The 13,326-nt window shown below is 55.1% G+C and carries 11 protein-coding genes; 3 read left to right on the top strand and 8 right to left on the bottom strand.

Annotated elements, in window-relative coordinates; all coding sequences use genetic code 11:
* Window positions 1-21 precede the first annotated feature (21 nt).
* Complete coding sequence (locus tag TURPA_RS01065; RefSeq protein ID WP_014801430.1) at window positions 22-1,626, top strand: hypothetical protein; 1,605 nt, start codon at window positions 22-24, stop codon at window positions 1,624-1,626.
* A 44-nt stretch (window positions 1,627-1,670) separates the two neighbouring features.
* On the opposite strand, the gene sthA is transcribed toward TURPA_RS01065, so the two are convergent.
* The 7 genes from sthA to TURPA_RS01030 form a co-directional block, all read right to left on the bottom strand.
* Complete coding sequence (gene sthA, locus TURPA_RS01060) at window positions 1,671-3,062, bottom strand: Si-specific NAD(P)(+) transhydrogenase (protein WP_014801429.1); 1,392 nt, start codon at window positions 3,060-3,062, stop codon at window positions 1,671-1,673.
* Window positions 3,059-3,895, bottom strand: a complete 837-nt coding sequence (gene lpxA / locus TURPA_RS01055) for an acyl-ACP--UDP-N-acetylglucosamine O-acyltransferase (RefSeq protein WP_014801428.1) — start codon at window positions 3,893-3,895, stop codon at window positions 3,059-3,061. Before lpxA ends, sthA begins: the two co-directional genes overlap by 4 nt.
* Window positions 3,896-4,036: 141 nt before the next feature.
* Window positions 4,037-4,546 (bottom strand): hypothetical protein, encoded by a 510-nt coding sequence (locus tag TURPA_RS01050; protein WP_157210348.1) that lies wholly within the window; start codon window positions 4,544-4,546, stop codon window positions 4,037-4,039.
* Between the two features lie 122 nt (window positions 4,547-4,668).
* Window positions 4,669-4,818, bottom strand: a complete 150-nt coding sequence (locus TURPA_RS01045) for a hypothetical protein (protein WP_014801426.1) — start codon at window positions 4,816-4,818, stop codon at window positions 4,669-4,671.
* A gap of 172 nt (window positions 4,819-4,990) precedes the next feature.
* Window positions 4,991-8,566: a beta strand repeat-containing protein gene (locus TURPA_RS21205; protein WP_157210347.1), complete on the bottom strand. Its 3,576-nt coding sequence runs from the start codon at window positions 8,564-8,566 to the stop codon at window positions 4,991-4,993.
* Window positions 8,567-8,848: 282 nt separating this feature from the next.
* A complete protein-coding gene (locus TURPA_RS01035) occupies window positions 8,849-10,324 on the bottom strand; it encodes a coproporphyrinogen-III oxidase family protein (RefSeq protein ID WP_014801424.1) in 1,476 nt (491 codons plus the stop codon).
* Complete coding sequence (locus TURPA_RS01030; protein WP_014801423.1) at window positions 10,324-11,976, bottom strand: FAD-dependent oxidoreductase; 1,653 nt, start codon at window positions 11,974-11,976, stop codon at window positions 10,324-10,326. Before TURPA_RS01030 ends, TURPA_RS01035 begins: the two co-directional genes overlap by 1 nt.
* A gap of 128 nt (window positions 11,977-12,104) precedes the next feature.
* On the opposite strand from TURPA_RS01030, the gene TURPA_RS21200 reads away from it, so the two are divergent.
* Window positions 12,105-12,512 (top strand): single-stranded DNA-binding protein, encoded by a 408-nt coding sequence (locus TURPA_RS21200; protein WP_014801422.1) that lies wholly within the window; start codon window positions 12,105-12,107, stop codon window positions 12,510-12,512.
* 53 nt (window positions 12,513-12,565) lie between these two features.
* The gene (locus tag TURPA_RS01020) at window positions 12,566-12,811 is read left to right on the top strand and encodes a hypothetical protein (RefSeq protein ID WP_014801421.1); all 246 of its coding nucleotides are present in this window, start codon (window positions 12,566-12,568) and stop codon (window positions 12,809-12,811) included.
* Between the two features lie 15 nt (window positions 12,812-12,826).
* Here TURPA_RS01020 and TURPA_RS21195 read toward each other — a convergent pair whose 3' ends face one another.
* A complete protein-coding gene (locus TURPA_RS21195) occupies window positions 12,827-13,162 on the bottom strand; it encodes a 5-formyltetrahydrofolate cyclo-ligase (RefSeq protein WP_157210346.1) in 336 nt (111 codons plus the stop codon).
* Window positions 13,163-13,326 lie beyond the last annotated feature (164 nt).

Below are 13,326 nucleotides of genomic sequence, written 5' to 3'. Positions count from 1 at the left end.
ATACGTTCGAAACGTGCGGTTATGATTCGCCATGTTACTTTGTCTTTGTTGTTGAGCGCAACTGCCTTTGCGGCGAAAAACACAAACACAACTAGAATCAACCGGCAGCCTTTGCCTGCCAACAATCTCGGGGCGATTTCCATCGGTGCAGAGGTTGCGATACGCCTCCGCGATTCTTCAGTAATTGAACAAGCACGCGTTAAGTCCATCGATGCAGAGTTCTTGCATATTACCGTTCGTGAAGAGTACTACACACTTGCATACGGAACGCAATATGAGGAAAAAGTGGAAGCGGTGCGGCGGGCCCGAATCTATCGCATTCTTTCAAAAAATAAATGGTACTCAGACCTTCCGATGTCTGAGGATGATCACGCGGGTTTCAGAGATTACGACGATTTTGCTAGGGCCAAAGGTGACAATGTAGAGACTGCCGATGGCGAAAAATACGTTGGTTTTGTCACCGCCGAATCAGATACTGAAATCATCATTTCAATGAGCGACGGCCTCAAACCCATTTACAGAAATGCGATTCGCGCCTGTCGAATCAGGGGAAAGACCTGCGATATACCGGGGTATCTTGTACCCGATTATGCTGGGCCTGCCATCGTCGCCTCGGCCAAAGGCACCAAAAATTTCACAGAAGCACTCGAAGCAGCGGTGCCGGGCGATGCGAAAGGAAAATCCTTCGGGGTAGCTGCCTTCCAGAATGCGAGCGGTAACAAAACGGCCGACGCGATGGCGGCATCTCTAAAATCGAAAGCGGTGGCGCACCTGACGGCGCTGGGTTACCGCGTCACCGACCGGGATGCCTTAACTTCGGTGCTGAAAGAAAAGCAACTCTCGCAGCAGGGCGTACTTGCGGGCAGCGACAAGACGCTCGACCAAACTGTTCAAAATGACTATATCGTCTCGGGCAATCTCGAGAGCGGCGGTTCGGGCAACTACCAGGTCGTGATTAATGTTGTTTCGACCCGGTCGCTCGCGGTCGTTTCGAGCAAGATTGCGCAGGTCGAGGCAACTGAAGGCGCCAGCAACCCCGATGCGTATCGCCACAATGGCTTTCATGCGAAATTTATGCTCGGGCCAGGGTTTGCCTCTTATGGCGTGAGCAATGTCGGTTCATTTGATTCCCTTGCGCTATCGGGTACCTCGTTCATGGTGCAGCTCAACACGGGGTTCGCAATTGAAGAGAATCTGATTCTGGGCATTAACCTAGGCTCTTCATTTACCAGCGAACCCAACATATCGGCGAGCCCCGATATTCTTACAGAAAAAAGGCTTTCGGGCCGCACGCTCGGCCTTTCAACCTGGGGCCCTTCGCTGACCTACTATACGCGCACCAACTACTTCATGACCGCGATGGTGGGGGCAGCGACTGCGATCTATGAAGATACCAGGCAGGCTGTCTCAGTCAAAAACGGTTTCGCCAGCGGGCTTGCATTTGGCCGTGAATGGTGGCAGAGCGAAAACTTCGCGATGGGCATCAGCCTCAACCTGATGTATTCTTCGATTGCGCTCACCGATCTCGAACTCTTGCTGAAGACTACCGGTGGCGATGTTAAAGATTCGGATTTCAGAATGTCACAGTTCGGCGTGTACCTTGCGTTCAGCGTCGCGTACAAATAGCCCGTGCGCCGCTTTGATTTAGAAGCGCCTCAGGCGCTTCTAAATCAAAGTCGATTAATCCCATTCAGAGCCGCGACCCTATACGCTTCGGCCATAGTCGGGTAATTGAACGTCGTCTCGACAAACCACGTCACGCGGTTGTTCGGCGCCGGCTGCGACATGATTGCCTGGCCGATGTGGATAATCTCAGCAGCCTGATCGCCAAAGCAGTGTATGCCGAGAATCTCGAGCGTCTCGCGGTGAAACAAAATCTTGAGTAAACCTGCGGTCTGCCCGGTAATCTGCGCGCGGGCGATATTACGAAAGTGGGCCTGGCCGACTTCATACGGCACCTTTTCTGCGGTTAGTTCGCGCTCTGTTTTGCCAAGCGAGCTGATCTCGGGTGCGGTATATATCCCCGTCGGAATTCTTTGTACCAGGTTCGCAAACGACGTGCCACGTGTGATGTGCAGCGCGACGAAACGACCCTGGTTGAAAGCGGCACTCGCGAGCGCCGGCGGGCCAGAGACATCGCCAACTGCGTAGATGTGCGGCAGCGCGGTCTGAAAGTTTTCATTCTTCTTGATCTGACCGCGGTGGTCGATTTCGATGCCGCTCTCGAAACCGAAGAGCCCCGCACTATTGCCGCTGCGCCCGTTCGCCCAGAGCAGCGCTTCTGATTTGATAATCTTGCCAGACTTGAGGTGCAGTTGTACCTCGTTGCCATCGCGTTCGACCTTCTCATATTCTTCACCGTGCTTGATGACAATGCCCTGTTCGCGTAGATGGTAACTCAGCGCATCAATAATCTCATCGTCGAGAAACTCGAGCAGCTTCGCGCGGTGATTAACCAGAGTCACCTTAATGCCGAGACCTTTAAAGATCGAAGCGTACTCGCAGCCAATGACACCCGCACCATAAATCGTGATCGAGCGGGGAGTGTAGGCGAGCTCAAGCACCGTGTCGCTGTCGAGAACATGGTCGTCGAACTTAATATCGGGCGGGTGGTAGGGCCTTGAACCCGTCGCGACGATAATCGCGTCTGCCTGAATCGTCTCAGTGCCACGCTGGCCCATCTCAATCTGAATTTCATTCGGCGTCACGATGCGCGCGCGACCGCCGTACACATCAACCCGGTTGCGTTCATAATAGCTGAGGTTGTGCTGAGCCTCGCGTTCGATAATCTTGCGCGCTGCTGCCAGCATCTGGGGAAAATCGAGCTCGCGGCTCGCGAAGTTAACATGACTTTTGACCAAGGGGTTCGACATCGACTCGATATACCTTTGTATCGAATGCCGTAGCGCCTTTGACGGAATCGTGCCGCGGTGCAGGCACTCCCCGCCGAGCGTTTCGTTCAGCTCAACAATTGCGGTGTGCTTGCCGTCTTTGGCGCACTGCATCGCCGCGCCTTCGCCGGCAGGCCCCGAACCGATAACAACGACGTCGTAGCGCGTCATTCGCCTTCTTCTTCTGCGGCTTTACGTTTTGATGAGTGGTAGGTGAAGCCGCGTTTCGTCGTGCTGAGCCAACGCGATAAGTACTCGATGCGTGCGCGCTCGGGTGACCCTTCTGGCAGCGACGGCAACAGCTCGCTGGCAATCGTTTCAATCGCGATGGATGTAGACAGATCACGCAAATAAAAAATCTGAAAAGCCTGCTTGATCGCAGAACGTTCTGCAGGCGTAAACCCACCGCGCTTCAGGCCCACGAGATTCAAGCCAAACGCCAGCGCGGGGTTGCCATTGTTCAGCGTAAACGGCAGAATATCGCGTGTCGCCTTGCTGACCCCGCCGATCACCGCAAAAGCGCCAACGCGCACAAACTGGTGCGCCATCACAAGGCCCGAGATCAGCGCATTGTCGCCGACTTCGACGTGCCCTGCAATGCCCGTTTTATTCACCATGATCACATTGTTGCCCACATGGCAGTCGTGCGCGACGTGCGCATCGGCCATGAAATAGCAGTTGTTGCCGATCGTTGTCTTGTTGCCTTTTACCGACGGCTGGTGCACCGTGATCTGCTCGCGAAAGACGTTGTTATCGCCAATAACCACCTCAGCTTCAGGGTTATTGAAGTGAATATCCTGCCCGTCTTCGCCAATCGTCGCGCCCGTAAAGAGCCGGTTGTTCTTACCCAGAGTCACCCGGTTGACCAGCGTCGCCTTGACCCCGATCACACAGCCGGGGCCAATCTTCACATCAGGCCCGATATAAGCCTGCGGGCCGACGACAACATCGTCAGCCAGGTTCGCCGGGTTTTCAACGATCGCGGTAGGGTGAATTTTTGCCATGGTTCACGGATGAACCTCGGTTTGCGGCGACAAGGATGTTATGGCCGCAAACCATAATCCACGGAGAGATCGGGGCCGACGGCGACAAGGATGTCAAAGACGTCACAACTTGCCGTCAACGGCAAGTTGTGACTGCCAATTCTATTGAATCGAAATTGAGAAAGTAGGGTTTGAAATTGTGCAGGTACCGTCTTGAATTACCTGTTTGTTGATCCGCACAGCTGCCCGCTTGTTCGTGGGAAACACCACTGGTGTGCCTAACGTTACCCCTGAAGTTGTGTCAACCGCGCTGGTTGGTGGCAACAGAACACGGGTACCGCTCGTGCTTGCAGACAGGGTGTTGTAATAAAGTACAACGCGTTGGTCGTTGCCTGTGCCACCTGAGCATGACACTGCAGTGCCGTTGATCAGTTTGCTGTCTTGACCATCGGCACAAATCAGGTTGTTTTGTGCGGTAGTGCACGCACCGGTTGATGCAGTGTTGACAATTTTTGAAAGCTCAACCATGATGCAGTGGTACGTGCCAGAAGCAATCTTGCCCTTCGCTAGAGTAGGTGTGCTCAACAGGTCAGACTGCACACCCGCCGCGCTTTCAATGAGCGTTACCGGGTTTGTGCATTCTGCGCTGGTAGACAGTGCGATTTTGTACACTTTGTATTTGATTGATGTTGCGTTGAGGAGCGCTGGGGGTGTAGATGGGTCTGAATCTTGGGCAAATAGAGAGCCGCAAAAAACACATGCGTAAATCAAAGTTACAAAATAGTGCAAGATTTTCATATTGCCTCTCCGGTGATCGTAAATTCTGGTTCGCTGTCTGCTGTTGCGGCATTCTCATCGCCAGATTTTGCGCAACCTGGTAATACAATACTCAGTAGCGCAATTATTGCGACTGCCATGGCAATTTTAATAATTTGTTTGCTCATCGTGTTCTCCTCTGTGTCGAGTCTCTTCAACGCGGCCTGCGTAATTTATCGTGTAAACAAGAATTTATTGAGATTGCAATTTGAGATCGTGAATGCTTGTATACTCAGAACGGTCGTTTACTTAACTTTGGCGACCATCTCATGTGAAAGCAGTCACATTTAGTCGTGAATTCTATTTACCAATACTTAACCCGAATTCTTCCGCACTAGAACCTGTTATTTCGTTGTCGCGACTTGTGGCACCGAAAGTGGGGCCGGCATGAGGAAAAAAGAATCCGTACACCCGGCCATTATACGTTGGGTTATTATAAAAATTGGCGCCCACGAAGATATCGGGGCGTCCATCACCATTGATGTCAGTCACTGCTACAGCCCTACCAAATTGGTAGAAGCCGCCACCATCCCCTAGGAAACGTACTGTCGCCAGAGTTGCTGACCCACCCGGAAAATTCGGAGCCTGCCCCATAAACAAATAGGCGCGGCCTGACATGACTGTTGAACCATGCGCACCGACAATCAAGTCACCAAAAGTATCGGCATTGGTATCAGCTATCGTCATATTCGTCGCAAAATAGTGATTCGCCGCCTCACCCGTATAAGTTGCATTCGGCACAGCCCCGCCGCTTAGTGTAATGCCAGCACCATTGACACCGTAAAAAACCCGTATATTTCCTGTGTTTGTCGTCACACCATAGCCGCCGACTACCAGGTCCGTGACGCCGTCGCCATTAAGATCACCTGCCGCCATGCTCCCGCCAAAAAAATTCGATGCAGTGCCCGTGTAGATCGACAGTGCAAAAGACGCTAAACTTCCGGTAATTGTGCCGGCTGAACCATAATAGATGTAGGCCCGCCCGGCACTTGTACTATGCCCTTCAGAGCCGACGGCCAGATCAGGATTGCCGTCTCCATTGAAATCGCCTAGGGCCATAGAGCATGAAAATCGCGGTGCAGTTACAGCTTCACCTTGCCCGGTTACAGATGAGGCGGCAGCGACCCCGCCGGCGCCCCCGAAATGCGCGTAGAATCGGCCGCGCTGGGTCGCGTTTAGAACGGCGCCGATAATTAGGTCTGCATAACCATCATTGTTTGCATTGCCAGCTATCAAACCTGAACCCAGTTGCTCCGCAGATGTGCCTGAAATGACTCGCGAAGGCGCGTTGGTTCCAGCAACGAAATTAGATGCACCGGCAGCGAGGCCGGCCGCACTGCCATTATACACATACACACGACCAAAAGAAGCGGAATTATCTATCGCTGAAACCGCGAGATCGCCGAAGCCATCACCGTTAAAATCAGCAAGGATTAATTGACGACCGAAGTTGTCGTTTATTGCCTGACCACTAATGACCGTGTTTGCTGCAATGGCGGTCGCGGCAATAACGCCGGTGCTGCTTCCGTGAAAAACATAGGCCTTACCCGTACTGGTTGTTGGTGCGTTGGGTCCACCTATTGCCAAATCAGGAAACCCATCGCCATTGACGTCATGGTTATTGCCCTTGCGCACACTGATCGTCACGACAGCCGACATGTTGCCGGCAAGATCGGTCGCTCTGGCACCGATAGAATGCGTTGTGTTATTCACCCACGTAGCCGCACCGGTCGGCAACATGAAATTCCATGAGGGTGTACCTGTTGCCGCATTAAACAAACCGCCGTCGACCTGTACCTCTATTGTTATCGCGCCGGCCAGATTGTCTGTGGCTGAGCCGAGCACCTTATTCGTGTTCAAGGGACTGTTGTTTACAAGATTTGAGATGCTCACAGTCGGCGCCGTGTAATCGAACGTGATGCCTGTATTCGAGATTACGGTCGCGGCATTGCCCGCAGCGTCGCTGCATGCGTAAGCCATCGTGTAAACCGCTCCGTCGGCGAGAGTGGGGTTGTTGGCGATGATGATGCCGTTGTGCGCCCCGGCGTTGAGGTCAGAGCCTGTGACTGACTGCACGTGGGGCGAGCTCGCATCGGCTGCGCCACCGGTGCGCGTCCACGTGATGCTTGCGCTTGCGCAATTTTCAGAGTAGGTGAAGCTGACCAGATTGTTGTTGCGAAATGCGCCCGTCGCCGGCGCGGTGCCGGTGATCGTCGGCGCGGTGAAATCGTAGGTCACATTGGTGACCGTAATCGGCGTCGAGGCATTCGCAGCAAAGTCGGTGCAGTTGAATTGCACGCTGTAGACCGCGCCGTCGACGAGCGGTGGGTTGTTGGTGAGAGTGATGTTCGTCTTTGTGCCTGCATTGAGTTCGGTGCCCGTGAGCGCCTGCACGCGCGGTGAACCAGGGTCGGGGTTGCCGCCCGTGCGCGTCCAAGTGACATTGCCCGAGGCGCAGTTCTCTGACAGGGTGTAGCTCACCTGCGTGGTATTGCGAAACGCGCTGCTGGCAGGCGAAACGCCCGAGATAACGACCGCGCTCGGGTCGTAAGTAACGTTCGTGCGTGTGATGGTTGTCGCCACGTTACCGGCCGAATCAGTACAGTTAAAATCCAACTGGTAAACGGCGCCGTCGATCAGCGTGGGGTTGTTCGTGATCGTGATATTCGTATGCGTGATTGCAGTCATTTCACCGGCGGTGAGCGCCTGCACATGCGGCGACGAAGGGTCTGCTGACCCGCCGGTGCGTGTCCAGGTGATCGAAGCTGTTGCGCAGACTTCGGTGAGGTCGTAACTCACCTGCGTCGTGCTGACGAACGCACTGTCGAGCGGTGCAACGCCGCTGATGATCGGCGCGACATTGTCGAACGTAACGCCGGTCGAAGTTACCGTCGTCGCATTCTGGCCGGCGAAGTCCTGACAATTGAAGTCAATGGTGTAGATCGTGCCGCTCACGAGCGCGGGGTTGTTGGCAAGTGTTAGGTTGGTCTTTGTACCCTGCGTGAGTTCGAGCCCTACCAGCGTCTGCGCGTGCGGCGACGCGCCGTCGGCTGCACCGCCCGTGCGTGTCCAGGTGATCGTGCCCGTCTGGCAATCTTCTGAAAGAGCATACGATACCTGCGTGTTCGTTCTAAACGAACCCGTTATCGGGGCGACTCCCGAGATGACCGGTGCGACGTTGTCGAATGTGACGCCCGCTGCAGTCACCGTCGTTGCGGCGTTACCGGCAGCGTCGGTGCAGTTGAATGCGATATCGTAAACCGTGCCACTCACAAGTGCCGGGTTATTGGTGAGCGTGATGGCGCTGTGCGTGCCCGCAGTGAGTTCAGCCCCGACGAGCGCCTGCACCCTGGGCGAACCGGGGTCTGGGCTGCCGCTGGTGCGTGTCCAGGTGATTGAACCGGTGCCGCATGATTCTGAGAGCGTGTAGCTGACCTGCGTGTTCGTGACATACGCGCCCGGTGCAGGCGCAGTCGCTGAAATAACCGGGGCGGTCGAATCAATCGTATAGACCGCAGTCGCGACGACTGAATTATTCATCGTGGCTTTGCACGCCATCGCGTTCAGCGTGATTGTCGCGGGTACGTTGATCGATCCGACATAGGTGGTGCTGCCAGCAAAGCAGGTGGCGGTTGCATTGTCGCAATCGGCGTTGGTGCCGTCGTTGCGGTAACAGATGGTCGCGCCCGGTGTGGATGTCGTAAGCGTGACATTCTGCGTCGCATTGTACGACCCGCCCGCAGGTGCAAACACCGGGGCTTCAACCGTGTTGGGGGGAGTCGTGCTGACTTTCTCAAGCGCGTCGGTCGGGGCCCAGTTGAAATTGCGGCAGCCGGCCATCGCGATAACCGCAACAGCAAGAATGAAATATCGCATGATGGGTATTTTTCTGTTCACGTACGTTAACCACACAGGCTGCGGAGTTCCATGGCCCTGTGTTGATTAGACGCACGGCGACTGAAAAGTCAACAAATTCCGGACAAAAAAAATTCTATGGGATCTTGTGCGGCGCAAAAAACAAGTGACGATTTAGTAGGTTCCGGAACCTGCTTCAGGCCGCTTTTTCATGAGCCTGTAAGGGGGCGTCGTCGATCGCTTCGAGCGCCTCAGCGACCGGCCGTGGCGCTGGCTTGGGGCTGCGACGCAGTCTCGCCGTTCCTAGTTGCTCGAAGCGGGGCCTGAGGTGCTCGAAGCGGGGCCTGAGGTGCTCGAAGGCCGAATCAAATAACCCTGCACCGAAGGGGCAAAGAAAAGTGCGATAGTTCCATTAAAATGGCGCGCGCCTTTTTCTGTCAGAGAAAGGCAGGTCTTGCCAGAGAGCGCAATTTCACGGCCGTTGACCGATTCTGTATAACTCATCAATCCTTCTGATATCGCGAACTCTACCGCAGGGCCATACGCTTCTTCGAGGTTTTGGCCAAAGCGCTCTTTGAAAGCTGTCAGGTTGATTTCGCCGAAATAAAAGCTCACCGCGATCATTTTCGCCATCATGTGGGCTGCGGGCAGATCATACAGGTCTTGAATCGGTAAGAGACCTTTTTCGATATCTCTGAGGTAGGGCGTGAGGTTTTTGCCGGCCGCGCCCGAGTTATAGGCAATCGTTGTCGGCGAATAGGTCTGCGCGCCAAGGCCCAGACCCAGGTAGGGGCGGCCTTCGATCACCCGGTGCGTGAGGTATTTGCTCGTGCCCGTGTCGCCGCTGGTGCGGCTGTAGGTGTTCTTACCAGGGTTTGCCGAGTAGCCCGCCGAGAACAGCATTTCTTTCGCGATCTTCGCGTGCTGACGCGCCATGTCGAGAGTGACGCGCTCGGCCTGGTGCGAGATGCGTGTGAGCTTATAGCGCATGCGGTAGAGCGTGATGTAATCGGGGTCGAGGCGAATCGCGTGTTCGAGAGTCGCGCGCCATGATTCGGGTGACTGGTCGGCGAAGCCATACATCAGGTCGAGATTGAATTTTTCAAAGCCCGCGGCGCGAATGTGCTCGGTGGCGCGGTAATGGTGTTCGAGTCCATTTGTGTCACGGCCGAGCGCTTTTAGCAGGTCGGGCTGCGTCACCTGCACGCCCATGCTGATGCGCTCAATGCCCATCTGGCGGTATGCGTGAATTTTATCGGGTTCGAGCGAAGCGATGCGCGGCGTGGTCTCAATGCTGATCGCAAAATCGGGGCTGAGCTGAAAGTTGTGCTTCACCACATCAATGTGCTCGGCGATAAATTCAGCCGGGGGAAAAGACGGCGTGCCGCCGCCTATATCCCACCCCCACAGAGTGCGGGGGCCGAGCAGCTCTGCGTACATTTCGGTTTCGCGGTTGAGCGCGGTCATGTAGTCTCGCGTGCGCTCGAGCTCAGATTTGCCGACGACTGTGTATTCGCAGAAAAAGCAGCGCGTTTCGCAGAATGGTATATGGGAATAGAGGCAGATGTCGGGGGCGTCGGCAAACGCGCGCTCGACCGTCTCACGGTGCAGCGCGCGTTCGAGCCTGTAGGGTTTAAAGGTCTGCGAGTGCACTATCGGGTATGCGGTGTTCGAGATGTGGTGGTTCTGCTCGCCCGCCGCAAAAACGTCTGCGGGTGAAAATACCTGCCGGTCGGCTTCGACCGGCGCGGCAAAATAGATTTCGCTAACCTTGGGCATCAGCTGGTTTTTTTGCCGCCGAGAATGTTGACGGCGGTGAATCCGCGGGCTTTGAGAATGCGCATCGCAAGGTGGCCGCGCCGCCCCGATTCGCTGAGCGTCGCCACAATTTTGGCGCGCGATTTCTTGAACTTCTCGGCGAGCTGCCCGGTGCTCTCGCGCAGTCTTTCAAGCGGAATATGCATGTCGTGAAAGCCGGCGTGGCGTGCTTTGAGAGAAACGTCGACGACAAAATATTTGGCACGCGCCGCACGAATCTCTTCGTAGCTCGTCGTTGCGGTGAGGCCTGCTTCTTTCTGCAGCGCGACCGTTGCGGCGACGTTGAGCGCGTCGCGCGCCGTGCCATAAGCGGGGGTGTACGCAAGGTCGAGCATGGCGAGCTGGTTCAGCGTCAGGCCGCCTGCGAGTGCGGCTGCGACGGTGTCGAGGCGTGACTTGATGTCTTTGCCGGCCGCTTCGAGCGCAATCACCTGTTTCTTTTTGCGGTGGTAAAACAGCTTGAGGCTGATACCTTCAGAGCCAGGCATGTAGGGTTCGGTGTTACGGCCGTGCACGAATACCGAGCCGATGTTCGCCTTGCCAAATTTGCGCATCGCCTGTGAGCAGGTTAAGCCGACGCGGCCAACCTCGATACCGGGCAGGCGAATGATCTGGCTCGCAGTCATCGAGCGCAGCACCGCCTTACCGCCCGCGGCGTTTTCACCCGCGACCTGCGCTGTTTTATCAGAGACTGCCGCCTGCGGAATATAAACATGCTCTTTGCCGTCTGGCACGCTCACACAGATGCTGCACGCATAGACGTCTTTGACATTCGTCTCGCAGCGTTCATTCACGGCGATCGAGCCATCGCCCAGAAGCCTGACGCCTGCTTTCTTTAAAAGCTCGGTGCGCGGGCGCACGCCAATTGCCCCAACCACGAAGTCGGTGTCGATGCGCATGCCATCGACCTTCACGGCCACGATGCGATTGTCTTTATATTCGAAATCGGTGTGTTTGAAGCCAGCGACGATGCGCGCCTTATGCTCTTGCGCTGCGGTGGCAATCGATGAAATTTCTGGCGCGTAGTCGGGCAAGAAGCGCAGCTTTTTCTCAACCAGAGTCACATCGGCGCCGCCGCGAACGAGGCCGTCGAGTGCTTCGGCGCCCATCGAGCCACCGCCGAGAATGACAAAGCGCCGCGCGCCGCTGTCGAGTTGCGCCCGTATCGCGGCGAGGTCGTCGAGAGTTCTGAAATAGCGAAAATTTTCAGCGGCCTTCAGGCCAATCGGGTGAAGAGACGACGCGCCGGCAGCAAAAATCAGCCGGTCGTATGGGAGGGTCGAATCGCCCTTTTCATCTCGCAAATGCAGCAGCTTTTTCTTCGCTTCGAGCTGAACAACCTCGGTACGCGTACGCACTTCAATATTGTAAACCGATTGAAAAAAATCTTCACGCTCGCGGTTCAACTCTTCGAGCGACGCAACCTCGCCACTCAGGTGCAGCGAGAGCCCCGTCATCGCATAGCTCACCCGCGTGTTGCGTTCGAGCAGAATAATGCGGGCATGCTCATCAACTTCGCGCGCACGCGCGGCGGCGGTTGGCCCTGCGAGTGCCGCGCCGACCACGACGATTGTCTTAGCAGATGAGGATTTAGATTTTTTCTTCGGCGGCATTGCCGTAAGCATGGCTTTTACCCGGCAAGCGTAAACAAGAAAAATATCAATCCGCGTGAGAAAAAAACGGCCTTTTCTGGTATTTAGTATTTAGAGGGGGAAAAACCCACTCAAAAAGGAAGGAAACTATGAACACATTAGAAGACGAACTCGGCGGCGAATCGACGCCCACCGAAGCCGGCAAAGATGTCGGTAAAGCACGCACACAGTGGAACTGGATTCAGCTGTCAGGGCGTATCTCAACAGACGTTGAAAAGAAGACAGTCAAAGACCAGACAGTGATCAGCTTTGCGCTGCTTTTTGAAACGCAGCGCAAGACCGATAAAGAGGGCTCACATGCCAACTTCATTCAGATTGAACTCTGGGGCAAGATGGCAGAACTCTTTTATCCGTTGCTGGCGAAGGGCATGCAGATTCTCGTCACCGGCGAGCTATTTCAGCAGCGCTGGGTTTCGAAAGAGAACCAAAAGGCGCAGAAATTCTGCATTTCAGCGCAGGCACTCGCAATCAGCGACCACACCTACCGGCCGAGTTAAAATGTTGACGGGCGCTGAAATGGATGGTAGATTGCAACCGAGGACAGCAGATTATGGCAATTGAAACTTTGATTACCGTTGCCGCGACCATGATCGTCGGTCTTTCGCTGGGCCTGCTGTTCTTTCTGATCGACTTTTTCAGAACTCGTGAACAGCGTGATTGGCGGGCCGACTTTCGGGCTTTGCAGCTAGAGAACAACCGTTACCTGCAAAAAGTGCACGATGAAAATACGCGGTTTTTTCGCAGCATCGGGTTGACGCAGCAGCAAATTCTCGAACGTGTCGACCGGGTTGACTAGCGCGGCATTGACCCGTTAGTCGCCATAGCGTACCGGAGTTACGGGCTCGTCGTGAGCCGTAACCGGTACCTCATCGACAAACTGAAATTTATAACCCAGAAAAATACGGCGCGGCTTGGGAATGCCTGAACTCGCAAGATAACGGTCGTAATAACCTTTACCGCGACCGAGACGGTTGCCTTGGCGATCGACGAAGAGGCCGGGAACAATTACGATTTCAGGTTCAGCCAGTTTGCCCGCATCATCGACGAACCACATTTTCTCACCATCAACCTGCGGGTAAACAAATGCAGGTTTCGCAAATGCCTGCGATGCCTCGACAATTTGCCTCGCGGGGAGCTCGACTCTCATGGGAGTGTAGACTGCGATGAGCGTCGCCTGGCGCTCGGCTAAAGACAAACTCGCCTCTGCATAGGACCTCAAGCTCAAAGCAATACGTGCGTGAATTTGGGCGAGCGTGCCAGCGTCTTGTGCGGCGAAGAACGCCTTAGATAACACTTTGAAGTGATCGCGTA

The sequence above is a fragment of the Turneriella parva DSM 21527 genome, from assembly GCF_000266885.1.
In the GTDB taxonomy this organism is placed as follows: Bacteria; Spirochaetota; Leptospiria; order Turneriellales; family Turneriellaceae; genus Turneriella; species Turneriella parva.
The sequence above is the reverse complement of the archived record's forward strand: the minus strand, read 5'-3'. Positions and strand labels throughout refer to the sequence as shown.

Bases quoted from the DNA above. Each gene is read 5' to 3' on its own strand.
- TURPA_RS21205 (WP_157210347.1), bottom strand. From the start codon at position 8,566: ATGCGATATTTCATTCTTGCTGTTGCGGTTATCGCGATGGCCGGCTGC.
- TURPA_RS21200 (WP_014801422.1), top strand. From the start codon at position 12,105: ATGAACACATTAGAAGACGAACTCGGCGGCGAATCGACGCCCACCGAA.
- lpxA (WP_014801428.1), bottom strand. From the start codon at position 3,895: ATGGCAAAAATTCACCCTACCGCGATCGTTGAAAACCCGGCGAACCTG.
- sthA (WP_014801429.1), bottom strand. From the start codon at position 3,062: ATGACGCGCTACGACGTCGTTGTTATCGGTTCGGGGCCTGCCGGCGAA.
- TURPA_RS21195 (WP_157210346.1), bottom strand. From the start codon at position 13,162: ATGAGAGTCGAGCTCCCCGCGAGGCAAATTGTCGAGGCATCGCAGGCA.
- TURPA_RS01030 (WP_014801423.1), bottom strand. From the start codon at position 11,976: ATGCCGCCGAAGAAAAAATCTAAATCCTCATCTGCTAAGACAATCGTC.
- TURPA_RS01045 (WP_014801426.1), bottom strand. From the start codon at position 4,818: ATGAGCAAACAAATTATTAAAATTGCCATGGCAGTCGCAATAATTGCG.
- TURPA_RS01035 (WP_014801424.1), bottom strand. From the start codon at position 10,324: ATGCCCAAGGTTAGCGAAATCTATTTTGCCGCGCCGGTCGAAGCCGAC.
- TURPA_RS01065 (WP_014801430.1), top strand. From the start codon at position 22: ATGATTCGCCATGTTACTTTGTCTTTGTTGTTGAGCGCAACTGCCTTT.
- TURPA_RS01020 (WP_014801421.1), top strand. From the start codon at position 12,566: ATGGCAATTGAAACTTTGATTACCGTTGCCGCGACCATGATCGTCGGT.